19 protein-coding genes are annotated in these 25,261 nt (G+C 63.8%); 10 read left to right on the top strand and 9 right to left on the bottom strand.

Annotated elements, in window-relative coordinates:
• The first annotated feature begins 168 nt into the window (after window positions 1-168).
• On the top strand, window positions 169-1,953 hold the full coding sequence (locus tag P9250_RS24515) for a pseudouridine synthase (protein WP_310395654.1): 1,785 nt from the start codon (window positions 169-171) through the stop codon (window positions 1,951-1,953).
• Window positions 1,954-2,227: 274 nt separating this feature from the next.
• Window positions 2,228-2,464, top strand: a complete 237-nt coding sequence (locus tag P9250_RS24510) for a hypothetical protein (protein ID WP_244827756.1) — start codon at window positions 2,228-2,230, stop codon at window positions 2,462-2,464.
• A gap of 74 nt (window positions 2,465-2,538) precedes the next feature.
• Here the strand turns inward: P9250_RS24510 and def are convergent, their stop codons facing one another.
• The 5 genes from def to P9250_RS24485 form a co-directional block, all read right to left on the bottom strand.
• Window positions 2,539-3,072, bottom strand: a complete 534-nt coding sequence (gene def, locus P9250_RS24505) for a peptide deformylase (protein WP_244827755.1) — start codon at window positions 3,070-3,072, stop codon at window positions 2,539-2,541.
• A complete protein-coding gene (gene ligA, locus P9250_RS24500; protein ID WP_310395651.1) occupies window positions 3,069-5,147 on the bottom strand; it encodes an NAD-dependent DNA ligase LigA in 2,079 nt (692 codons plus the stop codon). Before ligA ends, def begins: the two co-directional genes overlap by 4 nt.
• A 204-nt stretch (window positions 5,148-5,351) precedes the next feature.
• Complete coding sequence (locus P9250_RS24495) at window positions 5,352-6,596, bottom strand: cell division protein ZipA C-terminal FtsZ-binding domain-containing protein (RefSeq protein WP_310395649.1); 1,245 nt, start codon at window positions 6,594-6,596, stop codon at window positions 5,352-5,354.
• 173 nt (window positions 6,597-6,769) lie between these two features.
• Window positions 6,770-10,285 (bottom strand): chromosome segregation protein SMC, encoded by a 3,516-nt coding sequence (smc, locus tag P9250_RS24490; RefSeq protein WP_310395647.1) that lies wholly within the window; start codon window positions 10,283-10,285, stop codon window positions 6,770-6,772.
• Between the two features lie 135 nt (window positions 10,286-10,420).
• Window positions 10,421-11,380: a DMT family transporter gene (locus P9250_RS24485; protein WP_250525741.1), complete on the bottom strand. Its 960-nt coding sequence runs from the start codon at window positions 11,378-11,380 to the stop codon at window positions 10,421-10,423.
• Window positions 11,381-11,660: 280 nt separating this feature from the next.
• On the opposite strand from P9250_RS24485, the gene dapC reads away from it, so the two are divergent.
• The 6 genes from dapC to cls all read left to right on the top strand — a co-directional run bounded on the left by dapC (window position 11,661) and on the right by cls (window position 17,963).
• Window positions 11,661-12,911 (top strand): succinyldiaminopimelate transaminase, encoded by a 1,251-nt coding sequence (gene dapC / locus P9250_RS24480; protein ID WP_310395645.1) that lies wholly within the window; start codon window positions 11,661-11,663, stop codon window positions 12,909-12,911.
• Between the two features lie 43 nt (window positions 12,912-12,954).
• Window positions 12,955-13,782 carry a 2,3,4,5-tetrahydropyridine-2,6-dicarboxylate N-succinyltransferase gene (gene dapD / locus P9250_RS24475; protein WP_244827749.1) on the top strand — a complete coding sequence of 276 codons (828 nt, stop codon included), beginning with the start codon at window positions 12,955-12,957 and terminating at the stop codon, window positions 13,780-13,782.
• Between the two features lie 2 nt (window positions 13,783-13,784).
• Entirely contained in the window at window positions 13,785-14,144 is a 360-nt protein-coding gene (locus P9250_RS24470; protein WP_404989191.1) for an ArsC family reductase, read from the top strand.
• A gap of 95 nt (window positions 14,145-14,239) precedes the next feature.
• Window positions 14,240-15,379 carry a succinyl-diaminopimelate desuccinylase gene (gene dapE, locus P9250_RS24465; protein ID WP_309843106.1) on the top strand — a complete coding sequence of 380 codons (1,140 nt, stop codon included), beginning with the start codon at window positions 14,240-14,242 and terminating at the stop codon, window positions 15,377-15,379.
• A gap of 31 nt (window positions 15,380-15,410) precedes the next feature.
• A complete protein-coding gene (gene prmB / locus P9250_RS24460) occupies window positions 15,411-16,298 on the top strand; it encodes a 50S ribosomal protein L3 N(5)-glutamine methyltransferase (protein WP_244827747.1) in 888 nt (295 codons plus the stop codon).
• Between the two features lie 150 nt (window positions 16,299-16,448).
• On the top strand, window positions 16,449-17,963 hold the full coding sequence (gene cls / locus P9250_RS24455) for a cardiolipin synthase (RefSeq protein ID WP_250492264.1): 1,515 nt from the start codon (window positions 16,449-16,451) through the stop codon (window positions 17,961-17,963).
• Window positions 17,964-17,967: 4 nt separating this feature from the next.
• Here cls and P9250_RS24450 read toward each other — a convergent pair whose 3' ends face one another.
• Complete coding sequence (locus P9250_RS24450) at window positions 17,968-18,459, bottom strand: glutathione peroxidase (protein ID WP_309843113.1); 492 nt, start codon at window positions 18,457-18,459, stop codon at window positions 17,968-17,970.
• Window positions 18,460-18,603: 144 nt separating this feature from the next.
• Here P9250_RS24450 and P9250_RS24445 point away from each other — a divergent pair, with 144 nt between their 5' ends.
• Complete coding sequence (locus tag P9250_RS24445; protein WP_250464470.1) at window positions 18,604-20,544, top strand: ATP-binding cassette domain-containing protein; 1,941 nt, start codon at window positions 18,604-18,606, stop codon at window positions 20,542-20,544.
• 153 nt (window positions 20,545-20,697) lie between these two features.
• On the opposite strand, the gene P9250_RS24440 is transcribed toward P9250_RS24445, so the two are convergent.
• From P9250_RS24440 to alr, 3 genes are all read right to left on the bottom strand, one after another.
• Window positions 20,698-20,961, bottom strand: coding sequence for a DUF2866 domain-containing protein (locus P9250_RS24440; protein ID WP_244827743.1), 264 nt, complete (start codon window positions 20,959-20,961; stop codon window positions 20,698-20,700).
• 170 nt (window positions 20,962-21,131) lie between these two features.
• Window positions 21,132-22,520 carry a DNA repair protein RadA gene (gene radA, locus P9250_RS24435; protein WP_244827742.1) on the bottom strand — a complete coding sequence of 463 codons (1,389 nt, stop codon included), beginning with the start codon at window positions 22,518-22,520 and terminating at the stop codon, window positions 21,132-21,134.
• Between the two features lie 42 nt (window positions 22,521-22,562).
• The gene (gene alr / locus P9250_RS24430) at window positions 22,563-23,633 is read right to left on the bottom strand and encodes an alanine racemase (protein ID WP_244827741.1); all 1,071 of its coding nucleotides are present in this window, start codon (window positions 23,631-23,633) and stop codon (window positions 22,563-22,565) included.
• Window positions 23,634-23,927: 294 nt separating this feature from the next.
• Between alr and lplT the strand changes: the two genes are divergently transcribed.
• On the top strand, window positions 23,928-25,235 hold the full coding sequence (lplT, locus tag P9250_RS24425; RefSeq protein WP_244827740.1) for a lysophospholipid transporter LplT: 1,308 nt from the start codon (window positions 23,928-23,930) through the stop codon (window positions 25,233-25,235).
• Window positions 25,236-25,261: the final 26 nt, after the last annotated feature.

Raw genomic sequence — 25,261 nt, 5'->3', positions numbered from 1 at the left:
CGTGGTGATGATTCGCGGCCGAGCTTCGATAAACGCGGCGCGGGCGAGCGGTCGGAGCGTCGGCCGTTTGCGCGCGATGAGCGCACGCCCGGCAGCGATGAACGACGCCCTTTCAAACCTCGCGATGATTCGCGTCCGAGCTTTGATAAGCGTGGCGCGGGGGATCGGTTGGAGCGTCGGCCGTTTGCGCGCGATGAGCGCCCGACCGGTGGCGATGAACGACGTTCGTTCAAACCGCGCGATGATTCGCGTCCGAGCTTCGATAAGCGCGGCGCGGGCGATCGCTCCGAACGCCGTCCGTTTGCGCGCGACGACCGCACGCCCGGCAGCGATGAACGACGCCCTTTCAAACCGCGCGATGCTTCGCGTCCGAGCTTCGATAAGCGCGGCGCGGACGATCGCTCCGAGCGTCGGCCGTTTGCGCGCGACGACCGCGCGCCCGGCAGCGATGAACGACGCCCTTTCAAACCGCGCGATGATTCGCGTCCGAGCTTCGATAAGCGCGGCGCGAGCGATCGCTCGGAACGTCGGCCGTTTGCGCGCGACGACCGTACGCCCGGCAGCGATGAACGACGCCCTTTCAAACCGCGCGATGATTCGCGTCCGAGCTTCGATAAGCGCGGCGCGGGCGATCGCTCCGAACGCCGTCCGTTTGCGCGCGACGACCGCACGCCCGGTGGCGATGAACGACGCACGTTCAAACCACGCGATGATTCGCGTCCGAGCTTCGATAAACGCGGCCCGAGCGATCGCTCCGAACGGCGGCCGTTTGCGCGCGATGAGCGCACGCCCGGTGGCGATGAACGACGCCCTTTCAAGCCGCGCGACGATTCGCGTCCGAGCTTCGATAAACGCGGCGCGGGCGATCGCTCCGAACGGCGGCCGTTTGCGCGCGATGAGCGCCCGACCGGTGGCGATGAACGACGCCCTTTCAAACCGCGCGATGATTCGCGTCCGAGCTTCGACAAGCGCGGCGCGGGCGATCGGTCGGAGCGTCGGCCGTTCGTACGCGACGACCGCACGCCCGGCACCGATGAACGACGCACGTTCAAACCGCGTGGCGACGATTCACGCCCAAGCTTCGACAAGCGCGGCGCGGGCGACCGTCGTCCCGCATCACGCGACGACCGCCCACCGCACGCCGAAGTCATCCCGGCATCCACCGAACCCGCCCACAAGCCCCGCGCCCACGACGACGGCCTCGTCCGCCTGTCGAAGGTGATGTCCGAACTCGGCCTCTGCTCGCGCCGCGAAGCGGACGAGTGGATCGAAAAAGGCTGGGTGCTCGTCGATGGCGAAGTCACCGATACGCTCGGCACGCGTATCCGCCCGGATCAGGAAATCGATGTCCTGCCCGCCGCGCGTTCCGCACAGTCGCTGCTCGTCACGATCTTGCTGCACAAGCCGGTCGGCTACGTATCGGGTCAGGCAGAAGACGGCTACGAGCCCGCCGTCACGCTCATCAATCCGGCCAATCACTGGCAAGACGACCGCAGCGGCATTCGTTTCGCACCGGGTCATCTGCGCACGCTCGCGCCGGCCGGCCGACTCGATATCGATTCGACCGGGCTGCTCGTACTTACGCAGGATGGCCGCATCGCGAAGCAATTGATCGGCAACCATTCCGAAGTCGACAAGGAGTACCTCGTGCGCGTGCGCTACGGCGAACACGAAGTCGATGTGGATCAGCACTTCCCGGAAGAACAACTCGCGCTGCTGCGTCACGGCCTGTCGCTCGACGACGTCCCGCTCAAGACCGCACAAGTCAGTTGGCAGAACGGCGAGCAGTTGCGCTTCGTGCTGCACGAAGGCAAAAAACGCCAGATTCGCCGGATGTGCGAACTGGTCGGACTGGAAGTCGTCGGTCTGAAACGCATCCGCATGGGCCGCGTCACGCTGGGCGCGCTGCCGCCGGGTCACTGGCGCTATCTCGGCGCCGACGAGAGCTTCTGATTGCGCGTTTTCGCTCCGGACGATCATCGTTCGGAGCGAACCACGAACGACCGTTCTCGCAATCCTCTCCGCTTCGCGGCTGCGTCGCAAAAAAGCGACGTCTCGACTTGCAACCCCTGATGGCGCCACATCGATCGCCAGTTTTATTTTTTTGCTGATTACCGCCTAAAGAAAATAAGTCATTATTCCGTTAGGCAAGTGTGACGCAGAGACTTTTTTACCGTCCTGCAGCGCACCAAGGATTCAGCATTTAACTGATCGAAGGAGAATCGCCATGTCAGTCGAGATCATTGTCCGAGAAACGAAAAGCGGCCTCGAAATCGTCAGCGGCCGTCGACGGCTCGACGCCTTGCTCGCCCTGCGAGATGAAGTGGTCGTCATGAGCCCCGGCATCGGCGAAATCGTTGTTGCGCGCCTGCCGGACGGACGTCTGCAAGCGTCCGCGAACCCTGAACATGTCGCGCTGTTCCGCCAGCCGGCCGTTAGCGGAACGCCCAAGTCCTTCGCCTGAACAAAAGCCGCTCGCAAGGAGCGGCTTTTTAGTGTGTGCAAATGCGGAACGCGCCCTCGCGCGTCCGCACGTTCTCAGTCGTCGCCAACCGGATCGAGCCCAGGAAACAGCACGTCCGTGAAGCCGAACTTCGAGAAGTCGGTAATACGCATTGGATAAAGCTTGCCGATCAGATGGTCGCACTCGTGCTGCACGACGCGCGCGTGAAAACCTTCCGCCAGCCGCTCGATGGCGTTGCCGTACTGATCGAAGCCCTGGTAGCGGATCATCGAAAAGCGCTGTACCGCGCCGCGCAGGCCGGGGACGGACAGGCAGCCTTCCCAGCCCTCCTCCATGTCGTGACCGTTCGGCGTGATGATCGGGTTGATGAGCACCGTCTCCGGCACCGACGGCGCGTCGGGATAGCGCGGATTCTGTCCGAAGCCGAAGATCACCACTTGCAGATCGACGCCGATCTGCGGAGCGGCGAGGCCCGCGCCATTGGCGTCGCGCATCGTATCGAACATGTCCTGCACCAGCGTGTGCAGTTCCGGCGTGTCGAAATGCTCCACCGGCTCGGCGATACGCAACAGCCGCGGATCGCCCATCTTCAGGATTTCTCGGATCATGGGGTAACTCCTTCCAAAAGCTTCTTCATGCCGTCTTCGTCGAGAACGGGAACCCCGAGTTCCTCCGCTTTCGCAAGCTTGCTGCCTGCTTCCGCGCCCGCCACCACGTAGTCGGTCTTTTTCGATACCGAACCGGCCACTTTCGCTCCGGCCGCCTCCAGCATCTCCTTTGCATCTTCGCGCGTGAGCGTGGGCAAAGTGCCCGTCAGCACCACGGTCTTGCCCGCCAGCACGCCCAGCGGCGCTTTCGGTGCGGGCGGACCTTCCGGCCACGACACCTTGACGCGCAATTGTTCGATGACGTGCTGGTTGTGCTCTTCGCTGAAGAAATTATGGATGGCTTCGGCGACGACCGGCCCGACATCGTTCACTTCCAGCAATTCCTCGACCGAAGCGGCGATGATTGGGTCGAGCGAGCCGAAATGCTTCGCGAGATCCTTTGCCGTCGACTCCCCCACGTGGCGGATGCCGAGCGCGTAAATGAAACGCGCGAGCGTCGTGTGGCGCGCCTTGTCGAGCGAATCGAGCAGGTTTTGCGCGGATTTGTCGGCGAACCGGTCGAGCGCGGTGAGCGTCGAGAAACCGAGGCTGAAGAGATCGGCGGGCGTGCGCACGAGATTCTCTTCGACCAGTTGATCGATGATCTTCTCGCCGAGGCCGTCGATATCGAGCGCGCGCCGCTGGGCGAAATGCCACAGCGCCTGCTTGCGCTGCGCCGGACAAAAAAGGCCGCCCGTGCAACGCGCAATGGCTTCGTCGGGCAGACGTTCGATCTTCGAGCCGCACACCGGACACTCGGCCGGCATGACGAACTCGCGCGCGTCGTCCGGACGACGGTCGAGAATCGCGCCCACCACTTCGGGAATGACGTCGCCCGCACGGCGCACGGTCACCGTGTCGCCGATACGGATGTCCTTCCGGCGCACTTCGTCTTCGTTATGCAGCGTCGCATTCGTGACGGTCGCGCCGCCGACGAAGACCGGCGCCAGGCGCGCGACCGGCGTGATGGCGCCCGTACGGCCCACCTGCACGTCGATGGCTAGCAGCTGCGTGAGCGCTTCCTGCGCCGGAAACTTGTGCGCGAGCGCAAAGCGCGGGGCGCGCGAAACGAAGCCGAGCTTGTCCTGTTCGTCGCGCCAGTTGACCTTGTAGACCACGCCGTCGATGTCGTACGGCAGCTGCTCGCGCTTTTCGCCCGTCTTGCGGAAAAAGTCGAGCAGACCCTCCGCGCCATCGACCACGCCGCGTTCCGCGTTCACCGGCAAGCCCATTTCCTTGTACCAGTCGAGCAGACCGGCGTGCGTATCCGGCATCTCCGCGCCCTCAAGCACGCCGATTCCATATGCGAAAAAGGATAGCGGCCGTTGCGCGGTCATCTTCGGATCGAGTTGACGCAAACTGCCCGCCGCGGCGTTACGCGGATTGGCGAACTCGCGCTGCTCGGCATCGCGCTGACGTGCGTTGAGCCGTTCGAAGTCGCGCTTGAACATCAGTGCTTCGCCGCGCACGTCGAGCCGCTTCGGCACGTGCTTGCCCTTGAGCGTGAGCGGAATGGAGCGAATGGTGCGCACGTTGGCCGTCACATCTTCGCCGGTCGCGCCGTCGCCGCGCGTGGACGCCTGCACGAAGCGGCCGTCCTCGTAACGCAGGGAAATGGCCAGGCCGTCGAATTTCAGTTCGCACGCATATTGCACCGGCGCGTGCGCGAGCGCGTCCGACACACGCTTGTCGAACGCGGCGATGTCTTCGTCGGCGAAACCGTTGTTGAGCGAAAGCATCGGCACGTCGTGCACCACGGGCTCGAAACCTTCCGCCGCCTTGCCGCCCACGCGTTGCGTCGGCGAATCGGGCGTGACGAGATCGGGACGGTCCGTCTCGATTCCCTGCAATTCCTTGAAGAGCGTGTCGTATTCGGCGTCGGGCAGATCCGGCTGGTCGAGCACGTAGTAGGCGTAATTCGCGCGTTCGAGTTCCGAGCGCAACCACGCCGCGCGCTCGGCCGGACGATCGGCACTGGGGACGGCTGCGCCCGACTTTCTGGCAGCGGCGGATTCGGCTTTCGTTTTAGCGGACATGCGACAAATACTTGGGAAAGTGAATTAAGTCTGCCAACGACCGTTCGATTGTCTCAGAAGATCGGTAAATCGTGGCATCGGCCAAACGGCCAGGATGTGACGAAACGTGCGATGCCGCGCGCGCAAAAGAAAGCGCCCCGGTCGGGGGCGCAATTTCGAAGCCCGCTGCACGCTAAAAGACGAGCGCGCCGTGAGACCTCGCGCTTATTGGCTGAAGAGCCGCCGCGTGGCGGGCGAGCCTGCTGGCATGCCCGCCTGCTCAAGCTTGGCGTACAGCGTCATCAATTGCTTTTCGATGTTGAGCAACGCGGATTCCGGCAACGGCCGGCGCTGATCGTCCACGACCCGCGCGCCGATACGCTCTGACAGCGACTTGGCGTAATCGCACATGAGCCTGAACGGCAGGATGTCTTCGTCCGCCACCGGCACGTCGAGCACCAGCGTGATCATCTGGCCGCCCTTGTACGTGAGGTCATCACGCAGGAAGTTGGTATCGCCGAAAAGGAGCATGAAAACCGGGTTCTGCTTCGCATCCAGTTTCACGAAACGCGTGCCGTCGCGCGAGAGCAAAAGCCCGTCTTGCGAGGCCACCGCCTGCACGTAGTTGGCCGACCACGGCGCACCGTCGGACAGGATATTGATGGAGAGCTGCGCGTCGCACTGGGCGGCGAAGGCGTCCAGCTCGCGCGCCATGCCCACGGTTTCCATCATGTCCGGAAACTCGGGCGAACCGTCGATGGCATCGGCCAGACGCTGCACGCCGGTCACGAATTCGGAAAACTCGAGTTCGTTGAGCGGGCCACTGCGGTTTGCCAGTTGCGCGGCGGCACGCAACTCTTCATAACGCGCGCCGTTGCGCAGCAATTCCCAGGTCGAATCGCCCTCGGGCTTGCCTTCGATCGTCACGGGCTTGGTGCCCGCGCGACGCAGACGCTGCGCCAGCGGCAACACGCGGTCTCCCGCAACGGGTCCACCAAGGCGAATCGGCACGACGCAATCGATGCGGCGATCGACCAGCGCCGGCGGCGCCGACGAAATGGTGTTCGTGGCGGGCAAGGTCGGCTCGTTGCGTTCGTCTTCGTCGATGCTCGCGACTTCCGCTTCATCAGCGGCGGTGGCTTCAGCCTGCAGATCGACGGCGGTATCAGCCGGAGCGATAGGCGCGGGCGCGACGGGCGCCGGCTCGGCCGCAAGGCTCACGCCGCCAAAACTCGGCTCGACGCGCGCTTCGCTCTCGCTCGAAACCGGCTCGCGACGCGGCTGGCGCACCGGTTCGATAAACGGTTGCTCGTCGTCCGTCTCTTGACGCGCGAGCGCGTCGGCTGCCTCGTCGGGCATCGGACGCGGCATCTTGCGGCGCACCTTGGCGCTCTGCCACGCGTTGTACACCACCACGCCGCCCACCACCACGGCTCCTGCTCCGATCAAACCGAGTGTCAACTCGTCCATGCACGCTCCATCGTTCTTTTGGGTTACGAAGCGCCGCGCGATCTGTCGCACGCATCGGACCGCGTTCCGGCATCACGCCTCGGGTCTTTTGCGCACCACTCCGCGCCTGCGCGCCTGGCCGGATCAGCGTCCGGCCTGCCACTCATTCAAATCCTGGTGCTGCGTCGCGCGCTTCAGCCGTTTTGGGCGAAGCCCGCCGCCGACTCCATGTCCACCGCGACGATGCGCGATACGCCCTGCTCCTGCATCGTCACGCCGATCAGTTGCTGCGCCATTTCCATCGCGATCTTGTTGTGCGAGATGAACAGGAACTGCGTCTTGACCGACATCGCGCGCACGAGATTCGCGAAGCGTTCCGTGTTGGCGTCGTCGAGCGGCGCGTCCACTTCGTCTAGCAGACAGAACGGCGCCGGGTTCAACTGGAACATCGCAAACACGAGCGCGGTCGCGGTAAGCGCTTTCTCGCCGCCTGACAGCAAGTGAATGGTCGAATTCTTCTTGCCGGGCGGCTGCGCCATGACCTGTACGCCAGCGTCCAGGATTTCGTCACCCGTCATGATGAGCTTGGCCTGGCCACCGCCGAACAGCCGCGGGAACAGTTCGCCGAAGTGTCGGTTCACTTCGTCGAACGTGCCTTGCAACAGCGCGCGCGTTTCCTGGTCGATTCGCTGGATTGCATCTTCCAGCGTACCGATGGCGTCGTTCAGATCCGCCGATTGCGCGTCAAGGAACTGCTTGCGCTCGGTGGCCGCGACGAGTTCTTCGAGCGCCGCCATGTTGACCGGCCCAAGCGCCGTGATCGCGTTGTTCAGACGCGTGACTTCGCCTTGCAGATACGAAGGCTTCATGTCCGGCGTGAGCTTCGCCTGCAGTTCGGCTTCGTCGACGCCCGCTGCTTGCAACTGTTCGACGAACTGTTCGCCACTGATGCGCGCGGCCTGCTCCTTCAACTGCAATTCGTTGATGCGGTCGCGCAGCGGCTGCAGCGAGCGTTCGGCGAGTAGCCGCTGTTCGTCGGAGGCACGCAGACGCGCCGTCAGATCGTCCAGTTCGACGCGCGCGGCGTGCAGCGCTTCCTCGCGTGCCGCGCGGACTTCGAGCGCGTCCTGCAAGCCGGTCTGCGCCGTCTGTTCGTTGATGGTTTCGAGTTCGGCGCGCGCATCTTCGAGCGATGCCGCCACGCGTTCGCTTTGGTCGTGCGCCGTGTCGATGTTGCGCTTGTATTCCTCGATCTTCGCGGCAAGGCCGCGCGCGGCGAAACCCGCGTCGCTCGCGGCGCGTTCCAGTTCGCGCAGTTCCTGACGGGCGGCCGTGAGCGTTTCGTCGAGCGCTTCGAACGCCATCTGGTTGTCTTCGAAGCGCGCCTGCAATTGCGCGAGCTCCGTATCGTGATGTTCGAACGCCGCCTCGGATTCGGCCCGCAGCGCGCGTTGTTCCTCGATCTGCGCGACGATTTCCTCGAGTTCCTCGCCAATCTGCGTGCTGCGCTGCGTGTAGCGCTCATGCGCCTGCGCGAGCTTCAGCACATCGAGTTGCAGCGCGTGGACGCGTTGCGTCGCGCGTTCGGCGGCGGCGCGGGCATCGGCAAGAGTTTGCGAGCCTTGGGTATGCGCGGCTTCTGCGCGTACCGCGTTGGCCTTTGCTTCGTCGGCGAGCAATGCCTGCGCGCGCACTTGCCGCGTGAGATTTTCGATATCCTGCGAACGCGCGAGCATGCCCGACTGCTCGGAATCGGCGGCGTACAGCTGCACGCCGACACGCGTCACCACATGCCCTGCCTTCACGATGAACGCGCCGCCTTCCGGCAATTGCGTGCGCGCCGCGAGCGCCTGGCCGATGTCGTCGGCGATGAAGGTCGTGGCGAGCCACTCGTTCAGCACCGCGCGCAAGCCCGGGTCGTCGATGCGCACGAGCGACAGCAACGGCCGCAAGCCTTGCGGCGTGTCGAGCGGCTTGCCGGCGACGGGCGGCGAATAGAACGCGAGCTTGGCGGGCGGCGCGTCGGCGGCGAAAGCCTTGATCCAGTCCAGATTCGATACTTCGAGTGCCGCCAGACGCTCACGCAGCACCGATTCGAGCGCCGCTTCCCAGCCCGCTTCGACATGCAGCTTCTTCCAGAGGCGCGGCAGCGCGCCGAGCTCGTGCTTGTCGAGCCACGGCTGGATCTTGCCTTCGGTCTGAACGCTTTCCTGAAGCTGCCGCAAGGCAGCAAGCCGCGCTTCGAGCTGATGATTCTGCGCGCTTTCGGTCTGTACACGCTCCTGCGCCGCGCGGCGCTCGGCATCCAGACGCGGCACGGTTTCCTGCGCATCGGCGAGACGCGCCTGCGCTTCGCTCTGTACTTCCTCATGCTCGGCGAGCTGCATGCGCAGTTCTTCGAGTTGCGCTTCGTCGGGTGCGTCGAGTCCTTTCGATTCGGTCCTGAGCCGCTCCTCGCGCTGCTGCAACTGCTGAAGCTGCTGATCCGCATTGCGCTGATGCGCCGCTTCGAGCTTCAACGCCTGCTCCGCGCGCGCGATGCCTGCGCGTTCTTCGTTCAGATGCGTCTGCGCGTCGCGCCAGCGGGCTTCGAGCGCCGGCAGTTCGTCATGCTTTGCGGCAGCGTTTTCCCGCGCGATGACTGCTTTCTCTTCGCCTTCCGCGAGCGCTTCCGATGCCGTCTCGATTTCGTCGCGCGCCTTTTGCGCCTGCATTTGCCATTGCTCGCGCTGCGCGTTGAGCGCGGCGATCTGAGCCTGCACGCGATTGCGCGATTCGACGATGAAGCGAATCTCCGCTGCCAGCCGGCTCACTTCGCCGTTGGCTTCATAGAGCGCGCCTTGCGCGCCTTGCATGGCGTCGCTCGCGCTGTAGTGCGCGACACGCAGCGTCTCGAGTTGCGCTTCCACTTCGCGCAGACGCGCGGTCTGCGCTTCGAGTTCGATCTGCGCGTCGCGGATAGCGCGTTGCTGCCGCTCGGCTTCGTTGCCCGCTTCGTTCTTGCGCAAAAGCCACAACAGGCGCTGCTTTTCCTCGCCTTCGGCCTGCAGATCCTTGTACTTCGTCGCGACGACCGCCTGCGCTTCGAGCTTCTCGAGATTCGCGCCAAGTTCGCGGACGATGTCTTCCACGCGTGTCAGATTCTCGCGTGTATCGTGCAGACGATTCTCCGTCTCGCGGCGGCGCTCCTTGTACTTCGACACGCCCGCGGCTTCTTCCAGAAACACGCGCAGTTCTTCGGGCTTGGCCTCGATGATGCGCGCGATCATGCCCTGGCCGATGATCGCGTAAGCACGCGGACCTAAGCCCGTGCCGAGGAAGATGTCCTGGATGTCGCGGCGTCGCGCGGGCAGGTTGTTGATGTAGTAGCTGGAGGTGCCGTCGCGCGTGAGCACGCGCTTGACCGCGATCTCGCCGTAAGCGCTCCATTGCCCGGCGGCGCGGCCGTCGCCGTTATCGAAGATCAGTTCGACGCTTGCCCGGCTGCCCGGCTTGCGCGCCGTGGAGCCGTTGAAGATGACGTCCTGCATCGATTCGCCGCGCAGTTCGGACGCGCGCGATTCGCCGAGCACCCAGCGCACGGCATCGATGATGTTTGACTTGCCGCAGCCATTCGGACCGACCACGCCGACTAACTGGCCGGGGACCTGGAAATGCGTGGGATCGACGAAGGACTTGAAGCCAGCGAGTTTGATCGAGGTCAGACGCACGGCGATTTCGCTGTTTGAGATGAATACGGAGGTAAATAGCAGACAGGCCGCACAGCGGCCCGTCGATCATGCTCGCCTTGAAGGCAGTCGAGGCCCGGGCATGAGCTTAAAGCCCTACCCGGCGAGCGGTCACCATCATACCATCGCCCGTCTCGATTTCTTTTTGCCTGCGCCTTCATCGCGCGATGTATTTTCAGCGGCTTCTTTTCGCTGCCGATGCACCCATGCCGACAGCACGCAAGCCGCCACGATGCACGCGCCGCCGGCCCATTCGCGCGGGCCCGGCACTTCATGCGCGAAGAGCCACGACGAGAGCGCGGTGACGACGAGTTCGAACAGCATGATGATCGACGCGCGATTGGCGGGCACGCGCGCCAGGCCGATCTGCACGATCATGTTGTTCACCGCGAGCACGACGCCGAGGCCCAGCACGATCGACGCGACCGTGCCCAATTGCGCGGCTGAAGGCGGCGCGGGCATCGGCTCGAACACGGTGACGAGCGAAGCGACGATAGCCGCGCCGCCGAAGATCACCGCCGTGCGCATCTCCGGCTTCATTGCCGGAAGCGTGCGCGTGATGCGCACCACCAGCACGTTGCTGATGGAAAAGCCCATGCCGCCCATGAGCCCCGCCCATTCCGCGAGATTGGCGGGCAACGGCAGGCCGAGTTCGGGCGACCACAGCATGGTGACCGCGCCCGCGAGCGACAGCAAGGACAGCGCGGCATCCACGCGAGTCAGGCGTTCCTTCAGGATGAAGTGCGCGAAGATCGCGGTCCAGGCGGGCGTGAGATAGAACAGCAGCAGCACGCGCATCACCTGACCGTGAATAGCGCCCCAGACGAAGCCGATGCTCGTCACGCCCGCCGCGAGTCCAAGCGCGACGAGCAGCCAATGCCACGAAAGGCTCTTGATCGAGCGATGCCGGAACAGCAGCACGAAGAGACAGGCGACCGCGCTCGTGCTTGCGCTGGCGGCGGTGCCGGAAAGGCCCATGGCGGCGAGCATGCGCATGGGATACCACACGAGGCCCCAGACCGATGCGCCGATCATGATGGCGAGCGTCGGGCCGGCGTCGTGGAAGCGGCTGCTCATCGTGTTACTCCGGCCGGCTGCGCGATTGCGCGCATCTCATCGTGATCAACCGGCTGTACCAGTGCGCCTTTCATGAGGCTCATTATTCATTTGTCCTTTGCTGCAACGCGTCCGGCATAAGGCCGCGCGCTATAATCTCGTGCTCTTGCGTGTGCATTTCGCGTGTTCGTCGTGTCGCGACGAAGCTCTTCTTCAAGCCCGCTGCACGCATGCGTCGGATGCCGTTCGCTCATACATACGTACAGACGCATAACCGCATAACCGCAAAACCGGTCACGCTGTGAATCCACTACTCCAGAAACTTCAGTCGTATCCGTTCGAAAAGCTGCGTCTGCTTTTTCAGGGCATCGAGCCGCGCGCCGGATTCACGCCGATCAGCTTCGGTATAGGCGAGCCGAAGCATCCCACGCCCGCGCTGATACGCGACGCCGTCATCGATTCGCTCGACGGCATGGCGAGCTATCCGGCAACGCTCGGCAGCGCGCCCTTGCGCGAAGCCATCGCCAAGTGGGTGATGACGCGCTACGGTCTGCCTTCGATCAATCCCGCCACCGAGGTGCTGCCCGTTTCCGGTTCGCGCGAAGCCTTGTTCGCGCTGGCGCAAACCGTTGTCGACAGCCGCGGCGCGAGTCACGCGGCGGCGTCGGGCGAGCCGCCCATCGTACTCTGTCCGAACCCGTTCTATCAAATCTACGAAGGCGCGGCGCTGCTCGCGGGCGCCGAGCCTTACTTCGTCAATAGCGACCCGTCGCGCAACTTCGCGTGCGATTACTCGACGGTGCCCGAAGCAATTTGGGCGCGCACGCAACTGCTCTACGTGTGTTCGCCGGGCAATCCGACAGGCGCCGTGCTCACGCTCGACAACTGGCGCGAACTCTTCGCGCTGTCGGACAAGCACGGCTTCGTGATTGCCTCCGACGAGTGCTATTCGGAAATCTATTTCGACGAAGCCAATCCGCCGCTCGGCGGCCTCGAAGCCGCGCACAAGCTGAATCGCGGTTTCGAGCGTCTCGTCATGCTGTCGAGCTTGTCGAAGCGCTCGAACGTGCCCGGCATGCGCTCGGGCTTCGTCGCTGGCGACGCCGCTATCCTCAAAAGTTTCCTGCTGTATCGCACCTATCATGGCGCGGCGCTTTCGACGGTGTTTCAGAAAGCGAGCGTGGTCGCGTGGCAGGATGAAACGCACGTTCGCGACAATCGTGCGAAGTATCTGCGGAAGTTCGAAACCGTCACGCCCATGCTCGCCGAGGTGCTCGACGTGCGTCTGCCCGACGCCGCGTTCTATTTGTGGGCCAACGTCGCCAAGACCGGTCTCACGGATACCGAGTTCGCCGCGCGTCTGTACGCCGACTATAATGTGACGGTCCTGCCGGGGTCCTTTCTCGCCCGCACGGCGCACGGCACAAATCCGGGCGAAGGCTTCGTGCGCATCGCGCTCGTCGCCGGCGTCGAGGAATGTGTCGAAGGCGCCCGCCGCATCGTCGAATTCTGCCGCACGCTGTCGCCGGTCACGGCATCCGTCTCGCCGTGACGGGCGCGGCCAGTCCATCTCTCCATCATCCTCGATACCAACTATGTCGCAACAACTTCAGAGCATCATCGATCAAGCCTGGGAAAACCGCGCTGAACTGTCGCCCAAGGCCGCGCCAGCGGAAGTCCGCGAAGCCGTTGCCCATGCCATCGAACAACTGGACAAGGGCGCGTTGCGTGTCGCCGAAAAGCGCGACGGCGACTGGGTCGTGAATCAATGGCTGAAGAAGGCGGTGCTGCTGTCGTTCCGTCTGGAAGACAACGCGCCGATGCCCGCCGGCGGCTACTCGCAGTTCTACGACAAAGTGCCCTCGAAGTTCGCGAACTACACGCCCGAAGACTTCGCGGCAGGCGGTTTCCGCGTGGTGCCGCCGGCCATCGCGCGGCGCGGCTCGTTCATCGCGAAGAACGTGGTGCTGATGCCCTCGTACACTAACATTGGCGCTTATGTCGATGAAGGCACCATGGTCGATACCTGGGCCACCGTCGGTTCGTGCGCGCAGATCGGCAAGAACGTGCATCTGTCGGGCGGCGTGGGCATTGGTGGCGTGCTGGAGCCGTTACAGGCGAATCCGGTCATCATCGAGGACAACTGCTTCATCGGCGCGCGCTCGGAAGTGGTGGAAGGCGTGATCGTCGAGGAGAATTCGGTCATTTCCATGGGCGTGTATCTCGGCCAGAGCACCAAGATCTATGACCGCGAAACCGGTCAGGTGAGCTACGGCCGCATTCCGGCGGGCTCGGTGGTGGTTGCGGGCAACCTGCCTTCGAAGGACGGTTCGCATAGCCTGTATTGCGCGGTCATCGTCAAGAAGGTCGACGCCAAGACGCGCGCCAAGGTTGGCCTGAACGAACTGCTGCGAGGCGACTGATCGTGGCGAAGACAACGGTCGTGTACGGCATTCCCAATTGCGACACGGTGAAGAAAGCACGCGTGTGGCTGGAGGAACATGGCGTGCCGTTCGAGTTTCACGACTTCAAGAAAGCCGGCGTGTCGAACGCGCTGGTGCAGGACTGGCTGAAGGACGTGCCGCTCGACCAGCTCATCAACAAGCGCGGCACGACCTGGCGCGGGCTGTCGGACGTGCACAAGGCCGAAGCGGATACCACCGCGGGCGCCATTGCGCTCATGATCCACAAGCCGTCGATCATCAAGCGGCCGGTCGTCGTCGTGAACGGGCGCGTGAAGACGCTCGGCTTTTCGGCCGAGCAGTACGAGACGATCTTCGCATGATCGCGTGCGGTGACTTCGCTTTTCCGAGTCACTGACGCGCCACGAGTGCCGGCCCCCTGCGCCGGCATTTTTTATCGCATCAACGTCAAGACACCATGTCCGGCACCTTATCCCTCACCGAAGCATTGATCGAACGCGCGTCCGTCACGCCCGACGACCAGCATTGTCAGGCGCTGATGATCGAACGCCTCGCCGCGATCGGCTTTCACTGCGAAACCATCGCCTCGGGCGGCGTCACGAACCTGTGGGCGGTCAAGCGCGGCACGGACGGATCGCAAGGCAAGCTGCTTGCCTTCGCCGGCCACACCGATGTCGTGCCCACCGGCCCGCTCGAACAATGGACCTCGCCGCCGTTCGCCCCGACGCAGCGCGACGGCAAGCTCTACGGGCGCGGCGCGGCGGACATGAAGGCCTCGCTTGCGGCGTTCGTCGTATCGAGCGAAGAGTTCGTCGCGAACCATCCGTTGCATCGCGGCTCGCTCGCCTTTCTCATCACGAGCGATGAAGAAGGCCCCGCCACCGACGGCACCGTGAAGGTCGTCGAAGCCTTGAAGGCGCGCGGCGAGCGACTCGATTACTGCATCGTCGGCGAGCCGACTTCGAACGCCACGCTCGGCGACATGGTCAAGAACGGCCGGCGCGGCTCGATGACAGGCAAGCTCGTCGTCAAGGGCGTGCAAGGGCATATCGCGTATCCGCATCTCGCGAAAAATCCGGTGCATGCGCTCGCACCGGCGCTTGCCGAACTCGTGGCGGAGCGCTGGGACGACGGCAACGAATACTTTCCGCCGACCACATGGCAAGTCTCGAACCTGCATTCCGGCACGGGCGCGACCAACATCATTCCCGGCCACGCGGACCTGATGTTCAACTTCCGCTTCTCGACCGCGAGCACGGTCGAAGGTCTGCAAAGCCGCGTGCAAGCCATTCTCGACAAGCACGGCCTCGATTACGACCTGACCTGGACGGTGAGCGGCCTGCCCTTCTTGACACCGCGCGGCGAACTCTCCGAGGCGCTCGAAAAAGCGATCCGCGACGAAACCGGCGTGGCGACGGAACTGTCGACCACGGGCGGCACGTCGGACGGGCGGTTCATCGCGCGCATCTGCAAACAGGTGATCGAATTCGGTCCGCCGAACGGCACCATCCATAAGATCGACGAACATGTCGAAGTGCGATTCATCGAGCCGCTGAAGAACATCTACCGCCGCGTGCTCGAACAACTCGTCGCTTAAAGCCTCTACCCGTCACACAAGGAGCCATTCGATGGCGCTGCCCTTCACCACCCTGCGCGACTTGCTGCGCTTTGGCGTTACGCGCTTCACAGAGGCCGGACTCTCGTTCGGCCACGGTTCGACCAACGCCTATGACGAAGCCGCGTATCTGATTCTGCATACGCTGCATCTGCCGCTCGACACGCTCGACCCGTTTCTCGACGCGCGCCTGCTCGACACCGAAATCGACGCCGTCATGAAAGTGATCGAGCGCCGCGCGAAGGAGCGCGTGCCCGCCGCCTACATCACGCAGGAAGCGTGGATGCACGGACACCGTTTCTACGTCGATGAGCGCGTGATCGTGCCGCGTTCGTTCATCGGCGAATTGCTGCAGGACGGCTTGCAGCCTTACGTGGCCGACCCCGACCAGGTCACGCGCGTGCTCGAACTCTGCACGGGTTCGGGCTGCCTCGCGGTGCTCGCGGCGCAGGCGTTCGAAAACGCCGATATCGATGCCGTCGACATCTCCGCCGATGCGCTCGCGGTCGCGCGCCGCAACGTCGACGACTACGAACTCGACGAACGCATCTCGCTTTACGAAGGCGACCTGTACGCGCCGCTGCCGCAAGACGCGCGCTACGAAGTGATCATCACGAACCCGCCATACGTCAACGCCACCGCCATGCAGTCGCTGCCCGAGGAATATCGCCACGAGCCGGCACTCGCGCTCGCGGGCGGCGCGGACGGCATGGACGTGGTGCGGCGTATCGTGCACGAGGCGAGCAAGTGGCTGACCGAAGACGGCGTGCTCGTCGTCGAGATCGGCAACGAACGCGCCAATGTCGAAGCGGCGCTCGGCGGTCTCGATCTGATCTGGCTCTCGACCAGCGCTGGCGACGACAACGTGTTCCTGATCCAGGCCGCCGACCTGCCGGCCTGAGCCTTCAGCGGCGTTGTTTCAACGCAAGCGCGGTCCTTTTCGGGCCGCGACTTGCGCCCAAGGTTCGGTAATATGACGCATCCTCGCGGCAGCGCATTTGCTGTCGCGCCGTGCAGGCTGCACGCGTCGTCATCGGACCAACGGCATTCCATGCAAGCAGCAGACTGGCTACACCTCGGCACGCTCGTGATAGCCGCGCATGTGCTCGGCGTGATCGCGGCGATTCACGCCATCATCAATACGCGCACCTCGCAGGGCGCGGTGGCGTGGGCGGTGTCGCTCGTGGCCATGCCTTACTTCACGCTCATTCCTTATCTGTTTCTCGGCCGTAGCAAGTTCGCGGGTTATATCGACGCGCGTCGGCTCGAAATCGAGATTCTGCGCAGCCGCTCGAAACCCGCCGAATGGGACTCGACCGATCGCAGCGACGCGCCTCAGCCGCTCCCAATTCATCGCGACGAAGCCGGCGCGCTGCTCGACGCGTCGGGCGTGCGCGGCGAGATCGCGCCGGGACCGGCGAGCTATCTCGGCAATCCGACCATTCGCACTTTGCAGCGCCTCTCGGGCATGCCGTTCCTGCGCGGCAACTCGGTGCGCGTGCTCGTCAACGGCGACGCCACGTTCTCCGCGATTCTCTCCGCCATCGAAGCGGCCGAGCACTATGTCGTCGTGCAGTTCTTCATCGTGCGCGCCGATGCGCTCGGCGAGTTGCTCAAGGAAATGCTCATCGCGCGGGCGAAAGCGGGCGTGCGCGTCTATTTTCTCTACGACAGCATCGGCAGCTTCGACTTGCCGCATCGCTACGTGAATGCGCTGCGTGCGAGCGGCGTACAGGCGCATCCGTTCGCGGCCAAGCGCAAGTTCGTGCACCGCTTCCAGATCAACTTCCGCAATCACCGGAAGATCGTGGTGGTCGACGGCAAGCGCGCATTCGTCGGCGGACATAACGTGGGCGTCGAGTATCTCGGCGGCAATCCACGCCTCACGCCCTGGCGCGATACCCACGTCGAGGTGCGCGGCCCCGCCGTGGCGAGCATCCAGTTCGTTTTCACGGAAGATTGGTACTGGGCCACGCAACGCCTGCCCGAGCTCGGCCCCGCGCCGCATTCGGACGAAAACATGCACTGCATGGTATTGTCGAGCGGCCCGGCCGACAAACAGGAGACCTGTTCGCTCTTCTTCGTCGAGGCGATCAACGCGGCGCGCCAACGTGTCTGGATCACCTCGCCCTATCTGATTCCCGACGAAGCCGTGTTCTCCGCGCTGCGCCTTGCCGTGATGCGTGGCGTCGATGTACGCATCCTGATTCCGAGCCGGCGCGATCATCGCGTGGTGTTCGCGGCATCGAAGCTGTATGCCTACGATCTGTTGCAGGCGGGCGTGCGCATCTTCCGCTACAAGCCGGGTTTTCTGCATCAAAAGGTCGTGCTCGTCGACGATGTCGGCGCGGCCATCGGCAGCGCCAATCTCGACAACCGCTCCTTTCGCCTCAACTTCGAGGTCATGGTGCTGACCGTCGACAACGCTTTCGCGCGTGAAGTCGAAAGCATGCTGCTCGCCGACTTCGCGCTTTCGTATGAGATCGACCGCGAGGACTATCGCGGCGCGGCGTCCTGGCGACGCATGGCCATGCACGTGGCGCGCCTCTTCTCGCCTATCCTTTAAGGCGCTACAGCAGTTTTTCGATGTCCTCGGCAATCGACTCCGGTTTCGTCAGCGACGCGTAGCGCTTCAGGATGTCGCCGTTGCGGTTCACGAGAAACTTCGTGAAATTCCACTTGATGACCTCGGTGCCGAGCACGCCCGGTTCCTTCGATGTCAGATATTTGAAGAGCGGATGCGCATTTGGCCCCTTGACGTCGATTTTCGCGAACATCGGGAACGTGACGCCGTAGTTCTTTTCGCAGAAGCTGCCGATCTGCGTGGCATCGCCCGGTTCCTGCGCGCCGAACTGGTTGCAGGGAAAACCGAGCACTTCGAAACCGCGCGCCGCGAAGCGCTCATAGACTTCCTGCAAACCCTTGTATTGCGGCGTGAAGCCGCATTCGCTCGCGGTGTTCACGATCAAAAGCACCTTGCCGCGATACTGGTCGATGCCCACCGTCTCGCCGCCCAGCGTCTCGGCCTTGAACGCGTAAATGTCGTCGCTTGCTGCACTCATGAGTTGCTCCCGCTGGAAAGATTCGAAGAAAGGCGATGCTACTACCGCGCGCCACTTACCGCCATTGGCCGAACGGACGACCCCCGGCGCTTCGTGGCCGCAGTCTAAAATAGCGGTTTCCCTCATGCCGCGCCGCCATCTCCCGTGATTCGCTTCAACCAGTTCAGCCTCTCCCGCGGCACCAAGCCGCTTTTCGAAGAGACCAGTTTCACGCTCAATCCGGGCGAGAAAGCCGGTCTCGTCGGCGCGAACGGCGCGGGCAAATCCACGCTCTTTTCCGTGTTGCGCGGCGAGTTGCACGCGGACGGCGGCGATTTCGCGCTGCCGCCTTCGTGGCGCATTGCGCATGTCGCGCAAGAAACGCCCGCCGTGGACCGCACGGCGCTCGACTACACGCTCGACGGCGACACGCGACTGCGGGCTATCGAGGCACGCATCGCGGCGGCTTCGGCGGCGCATGACGGCGCGGCCGAAGCCGAAGCCCACGCCGCTTTCGCCGATGCTGACGGCTACACCGCGCCCGCGCGCGCCGAAACGCTGTTGCTCGGCCTGGGCTTCACGCTCGCGCAGACACGCGAACCGGTGACGAGCTTCTCGGGCGGTTGGCGCATGCGCCTGAATCTGGCGCAGGCGCTGATGTGTCCGTCCGACCTCTTGCTGCTCGACGAACCCACGAATCACCTGGACCTCGATGCAATCATCTGGCTCGAAGACTGGCTCGGCCGTTATCCCGGCACGCTCGTCGTGATTTCGCACGACCGCGAATTTCTCGACGCGGTCTGCAATGTCACGCTGCATCTTGAGAATCGTCAGATCAAGCGCTACGGCGGCAACTACAGCCAGTTCGAAGTGCTGCGCGCGCAGCAGCTCGCCTTGCAGCAGAACGCCTACGAAAAGCAGCAGAGAACGGTGGCGCATCTGCAGAGTTTCATCGACCGCTTCAAGGCCAAGGCGACCAAGGCCAAGCAGGCGCAAAGCCGCGTCAAGGCGCTGGAGAAGATGGAGCTGATCGCGCCCGCGCATGCGAGCTCGCCGTTCACGTTCGAGTTCCGCGCGCCCGACGCCGCGCCCAATCCGATGATGGTCATGGAAGACGTGCGCTGCGGCTATCGCACCGAGGGCATCGAGATTCCGATTGTCGAAGGCGTGACGCTGTCGATTCAAAACGGTCAGCGCATCGGCTTGCTCGGCGCGAACGGGCAGGGTAAATCGACGCTCATCAAGACGCTCGCCGGCACGCTTGCCGCGCTGTCCGGCAGCGTGCGGCAAGGCAAGGGCTTGCAGATTGGCTACTTCGCGCAGCATCAGCTCGAAACGCTGCGTCCCGACGACTCCGCCATTCAGCATCTCGCGCGGCTTGCGCCCGACACGCGCGAGCAGGAACTGCGCGACTTTCTCGGCAGCTTCAACTTTTCGGGCGAAATGGCGACCGCGAAGATCGCGCCGTTTTCCGGTGGCGAAAAGGCGCGGCTCGCGCTGGCGCTCATCATTTGGCAGAAGCCGAATCTGCTGCTGCTGGACGAGCCGACCAATCACCTCGACCTCGAAACCCGCCACGCGCTCACCATGGCGCTCGCGCAGTTCGAAGGCACGCTGATCCTCGTGTCGCACGACCGGCACTTGCTGCGCGCGACGACCGACACCTTCATGCTGGTGGCGAAGCATCGTCTGAGTCCGTTCGACGGCGATCTCGACGATTATCGCGACTGGCTGCTGCAACACGCCGCCGAAACGCGCGCGGCGGCAAAGGACGCGAATGGCGCGTCGTCCACGAACGCAGACACGCAGGACAGCGCGCAGAACCGCAAGGAACAGCGCCGTCTGGAGGCGCAGGAGCGGCAGAAGCTCGCGCATCTGAAGAAGCCGCTGCAGTCGCGCATTGCGAAGATAGAAAAGGAAATGGATGCGCTGAATGCGGAAAAAGCCACGCTCGATACGTTCGTCGCCGATCCCGCGAGTTACGAGGCCGCGATGAAAACGAAGCTAACCGACACCATTCGCCGGCAAGGCGAAGTCGGCGCGCGGCTGGAGGCGCTCGAAATGGAGTGGCTGGAAGCGCATGAAGAGCTTGAGCAGATCGGGTGATGACTTTGCGGCGCGCTGATCCAGCGGCCGGACTCACGTAGCTTCGCGTGCCTGGCGCGCCGCAAGCCTTCGAACGCCACCGTGCTTCGTAGGAAGCGCGAACCCTTCACTGATCGACACGCAACACGTTCACCCACGCCGCCGCCACGAATTTCACCTTCGCGGCAAGGTCTGCCTTGGTTGCCGTTCGTCATCGACGAGCACGTGCTTGCGCCCCGTCACATGGCGGCGGATAGTCGCGACGACTTCGTCCTCGGTGGCATCGGCCGCGACGACACGACGCGAAATCTGCCCTTCACCGTCGATCCATTCGACGATCCGGCATCCGCCACCGAAAGGCTGCTGCAGCGGCGCGGAGACACGGCACCCGCGCAGATGAAACGCGGGCTTGGGCCGCGTTGATTTGATGTGGTTCAAAGCGTGGTCCTCTCGATCCTTGCAATCACTTCGCCTGTGTCGAGACAGCAGACGAAGCCGGCCGGTTCCGTAGCCCTGTAAGGATAAGAAGATCGCGCGCGAATCAGGTTACATATCGACGCGACATTTTTACGTCGCATTACGAAGCTCCGACCAAGCGCGCCAGGAGCTCACTCCAGGTCGCGCACGCGGTCGATCGCTTCCTCGATCCGATCCACCGCGATCACGTTCAGCCCGTCGATAGGCTGCTTCGGCGCGTTGGCCTTCGGAATCAGCGCGGCCGAAAAGCCCAGCTTGGCCGCTTCCTTGAGCCGGTCTTGTCCGCGCGGCGAAGGCCGGATCTCGCCGGCGAGTCCCACTTCGCCGAACGTGATGAGGCCCTTCGGCAGCGGCTTGTTGCGCATCGACGAATGGATGGCGAGCAGCACGGCGAGATCGGCCGCGGGTTCGGTGATCTTCACGCCGCCGACGGCGTTCAGGAACACGTCCTGATCGAAACACGCGATGCCCGCGTGCCGATGCAGCACCGCGAGCAAGAGCGCGAGCCGGTTCTGTTCGAGCCCGACCGCGAGGCGTCGCGGATTGGGCACGTGCGCGGTGTCGACGAGCGCCTGTACCTCGACGAGCAAGGGCCGCGAGCCTTCCTGCGTCACCAGGACGCACGACCCCGGCACGCTCTGCTCGTGCTGCGACAAAAAGAGCGCCGACGGATTCGCCACGCCGCGCAAGCCGCGCTCGGTCATGGCGAACACGCCGAGTTCGTTGACCGCGCCGAAGCGGTTCTTGAAGGCGCGCACGAGCCTGAACGACGAGTGCGTATCGCCTTCGAAGTACAGCACCGTATCGACGATATGTTCCAGCACGCGCGGCCCCGCGAGGCTGCCTTCCTTGGTCACGTGGCCGACCATGATGATCGCGGTGCCGGTCTGCTTGGCGATGCGCGTCAACTGCGCCGCGCACTCGCGAACCTGCGCGACCGAGCCGGGCGCGGAGGTGAGCGCTTCGGAATAGATGGTCTGAATCGAATCGATGACCGCGACTTCCGGCCGTTGCTCGTCGATGGTCGCCTGGATTTTTTCGAGCTGGATTTCCGCGAGCAAGCCGAGGTCGCCGACGGCGCTGTCCCGCGCGCCCGTCAGGCCGAGCCGCGCCGCGCGCAACGCGATCTGCGCGCCGGATTCTTCGCCGCTCACGTAGAGCGCGCGCCGCTCGCGGGCGATTTCCGCAAGCGATTGCAAGAGCAACGTCGATTTGCCGATGCCCGGATCGCCGCCGATCAACACCACGCCGCCGGGCACGAGACCGCCGCCGAGCACCCGGTCGAATTCGCCGACGCCCGTGGTGAAACGCGGCACGTCGGAGGCCTCGATGTCGGCGAGCCGCTGCACCGGCGAACTCTTCGCGAGCGCCTGGAAGCGATGCGCCGAAGCGCCCTGCTCCACCGACTCCACGAGCGTATTCCACGCCCCGCACGCGGCACACTGGCCGGTCCATTTCGGCGCTTGTCCGCCGCATTCGCTACAGATATAGAGCGTCTTTGCTTTCGCTGCTTTTGCCACGCGCTGCCTTGCTATAAGTCCGGTTGAAGTTCGATGCCTGGGTCATTCCGCGCGCACCGGCACGCGTTGCGCGATCGCGCACATCAATTCATAGCCGATGGTGCCGCACGAAGAGGCGACATCGTCGATAGGCAGATTCGGGCCCCACAGTTCGACGCGCGAGCCGATGCCCGCATGCGGAACCGGCGTGAGATCGACCGTGAGCATGTCCATGGACACGCGGCCGACGAGTTTCGTCCTCACGCCATCGACGATAACGGGCGTGCCTTCCGGCGCCACGCGCGGATAACCGTCCGCATAACCGCACGCCACCACGCCGATGCGAATGGCCTGTCCCGCCGTGTAAGTGGAACCGTAACCGATGCTGCTGCCCGCCTCGACCGTCTGCACGGCGATCAGCTCCGACGAAAGCGTCATGGCCGGACGCAGCCCGAGATTCGCGACATCGGCCGTCACGCCCGACGGCGACGCGCCATACAAAATGATGCCGGGCCGCACCCAGTCGAAGTGCGCGGCCGGATGCCACAGGACCGCCGCCGAGTTCGACAGGCTGCGCGCCCCCGCAATGCCTTCCGCGCCGCGTTCGAACGCCGCCAGCTGATGCGCCACGCCGCGTTCGCTGTCGGCATCGGAAAAATGGGTCATGAGCGTGATCTGTCCGATGCCCTGCACCGCCCGCGCCCGCTCCCACGCGGCGCGGAACCGCTCGGGCACGTAGCCGAGCCGGTTCATGCCGCTATTCATCTTCAACTGGATATTGATCGGCTTGGACAGCCGCGCCATTTCCAGCATGCGCAATTGCTCGTCGCAATGCACGGCCGTGGTCAGGCTGTAGCGGTCGATCACGTCGATATCGGTCGGCCGGAAGAAGCCTTCGAGCAGAAGAATCGGCCCGGCCCAACCCAATTCACGCAACTTTACGGCTTCTTCGAGGTCCAGAAGCCCGAAGCCGTCCGTTGCCCGAAGTCCGGGGAACGCTCGCGCGAGTCCGTGGCCATAAGCATTGGCCTTGACGACAGCCCAGATTTTGGATTTCGGCGCGTGCTTTCGTGCGACGGAGAGATTGTTGGCGAGTGCGGCGGTGTGAATGGTGGCGGAAAGGGGGCGCGGCATGAGCGTGTGTGGAATTGCGGTTCGGGCAGTCGGAAGGGCGAGCATACGCCAGCGTGGCATTGCGTGCTGCGGGTCTCAAAGACGCCTTGCGAATCAGTATCTTAAGAACAAACTCGCGGACGATCGTCTGTTTTTCGAGCGTCATCGAGATTACTGCTAGTCAGAATGCGCCTATTTTCGTGTTATAAAGCCGTGCGCACAACCCATTTCGAAAGGCATAAGCCCGATCACAAGACAAGCGGCATGTCCGGCGGGCGGGGCGGATCACCCGCAGTGAGGAAAGCTTCGGATCAGATGAAAAAAGGTTTTTACACCATCATGGCCGCGCAGTTTTTCTCATCGCTGGCTGACAACGCTCTCCTGATTGCTGCCATTGCACTGCTGAAAGACCTTCACGCCCCGAACTGGATGACGCCGCTCCTGAAGCTGTTCTTCGTGCTCTCCTACGTGGTACTCGCGGCTTTCGTCGGCGCTTTCGCGGACTCGCGGCCCAAGGGCCGGGTGATGTTCGTCACCAATTCCATCAAGGTCGTCGGCTGCATCACCATGCTGGTGGGCGCGCATCCGCTACTGGCCTACGGCATCGTGGGCTTCGGCGCGGCGGCCTACTCGCCCGCGAAGTACGGAATTCTCACCGAACTGCTGCCCGCCGACCGGCTCGTTGCCGCCAATGGCTGGATAGAAGGCACCACGGTCGGGTCGATCATCCTGGGCACGGTCATGGGCGGCGCGCTCATCAGTCCGCATATCGCCGGGCATCTGCTCAGTCTGCACATTCCGAAAGTCAATACGCCCGCCGAAGCCGCCATGCTCGTGATCGTGCTGATGTATGTAATCGCCGCGATCTTCAACCTGCGCATTCCCGACACCGGCGCGCGTTATCCGAAGCAGGAAACGCGGCCGATCAAGCTCATCACCGATTTCGCCGGTTGCTTCGTGACGCTCTGGCACGACAAGCTCGGACAAATCTCGCTCGCGGTCACCACGCTCTTCTGGGGCGCGGGCGCGACCTTGCAGTTCATCGTACTGAAATGGGCCGAAGTGTCGCTCGGCATGACGCTCTCGCAGGCCGCCATCTTGCAGGCGGTGATCGCGGTGGGCGTCGCGGTCGGCGCGGTGCTCGCGGCGGCGCGCGTGCCGCTCAAGCGCTCGCTCTCGGTGTTGCCGGTGGGCATCATGATGGGCATCGCCGTCATGCTGATGGCGTTCTACACGCGCCACCTCTTTCCCGCGCACTGGGGCATCTACTTCGGCAAGATGCACTTTCCGGGGTATCTGCTCGTCGCCTATTTGTTCCTGATGATCGTCGGCGGCTTGTCGGGCTTCTTCGTCGTGCCGATGAACGCGCTGCTCCAGCATCGCGGGCACGTGCTCTTGTCGGCGGGCCATTCGATCGCCGTGCAGAACTTCAACGAGAATCTCTCCGTGCTCGTCATGCTGTGCCTCTACGCGGTGCTGGTGTGGCTCGACGTGCCGATCCAGTTCGTGATCGTGCTGTTCGGCACCTTCGTGTGCCTGATGATGTACTTCGTCATGCGGCGGCATCAGGCGAATCAGCGCGCGTTCGATTCCGTCGCGCTGATCGGCGAAGCGCGGCATTGAAGTCGCGCGGCACGCTTTGCTCGTAA

Origin of the sequence: Caballeronia sp. LP006, from assembly GCF_031450995.1 — a bacterium.
Lineage (GTDB): Bacteria > Pseudomonadota > Gammaproteobacteria > Burkholderiales > Burkholderiaceae > Caballeronia.
The sequence above is the reverse complement of the archived record's forward strand: the minus strand, read 5'-3'. Positions and strand labels throughout refer to the sequence as shown.

What these genes read in the sequence shown, in the direction of transcription:
- P9250_RS24495 (WP_310395649.1), bottom strand. Translation starts at nt 6,596, where the DNA reads ATGGACGAGTTGACACTCGGTTTGATCGGAGCAGGAGCCGTGGTGGTG.
- dapE (WP_309843106.1), top strand. Translation starts at nt 14,240, where the DNA reads ATGTCCGGCACCTTATCCCTCACCGAAGCATTGATCGAACGCGCGTCC.
- P9250_RS24485 (WP_250525741.1), bottom strand. Translation starts at nt 11,380, where the DNA reads ATGAGCAGCCGCTTCCACGACGCCGGCCCGACGCTCGCCATCATGATC.
- P9250_RS24510 (WP_244827756.1), top strand. Translation starts at nt 2,228, where the DNA reads ATGTCAGTCGAGATCATTGTCCGAGAAACGAAAAGCGGCCTCGAAATC.
- dapD (WP_244827749.1), top strand. Translation starts at nt 12,955, where the DNA reads ATGTCGCAACAACTTCAGAGCATCATCGATCAAGCCTGGGAAAACCGC.
- def (WP_244827755.1), bottom strand. Translation starts at nt 3,072, where the DNA reads ATGATCCGAGAAATCCTGAAGATGGGCGATCCGCGGCTGTTGCGTATC.
- P9250_RS24450 (WP_309843113.1), bottom strand. Translation starts at nt 18,459, where the DNA reads ATGAGTGCAGCAAGCGACGACATTTACGCGTTCAAGGCCGAGACGCTG.
- lplT (WP_244827740.1), top strand. Translation starts at nt 23,928, where the DNA reads ATGAAAAAAGGTTTTTACACCATCATGGCCGCGCAGTTTTTCTCATCG.
- prmB (WP_244827747.1), top strand. Translation starts at nt 15,411, where the DNA reads ATGGCGCTGCCCTTCACCACCCTGCGCGACTTGCTGCGCTTTGGCGTT.
- ligA (WP_310395651.1), bottom strand. Translation starts at nt 5,147, where the DNA reads ATGTCCGCTAAAACGAAAGCCGAATCCGCCGCTGCCAGAAAGTCGGGC.
- cls (WP_250492264.1), top strand. Translation starts at nt 16,449, where the DNA reads ATGCAAGCAGCAGACTGGCTACACCTCGGCACGCTCGTGATAGCCGCG.
- alr (WP_244827741.1), bottom strand. Translation starts at nt 23,633, where the DNA reads ATGCCGCGCCCCCTTTCCGCCACCATTCACACCGCCGCACTCGCCAAC.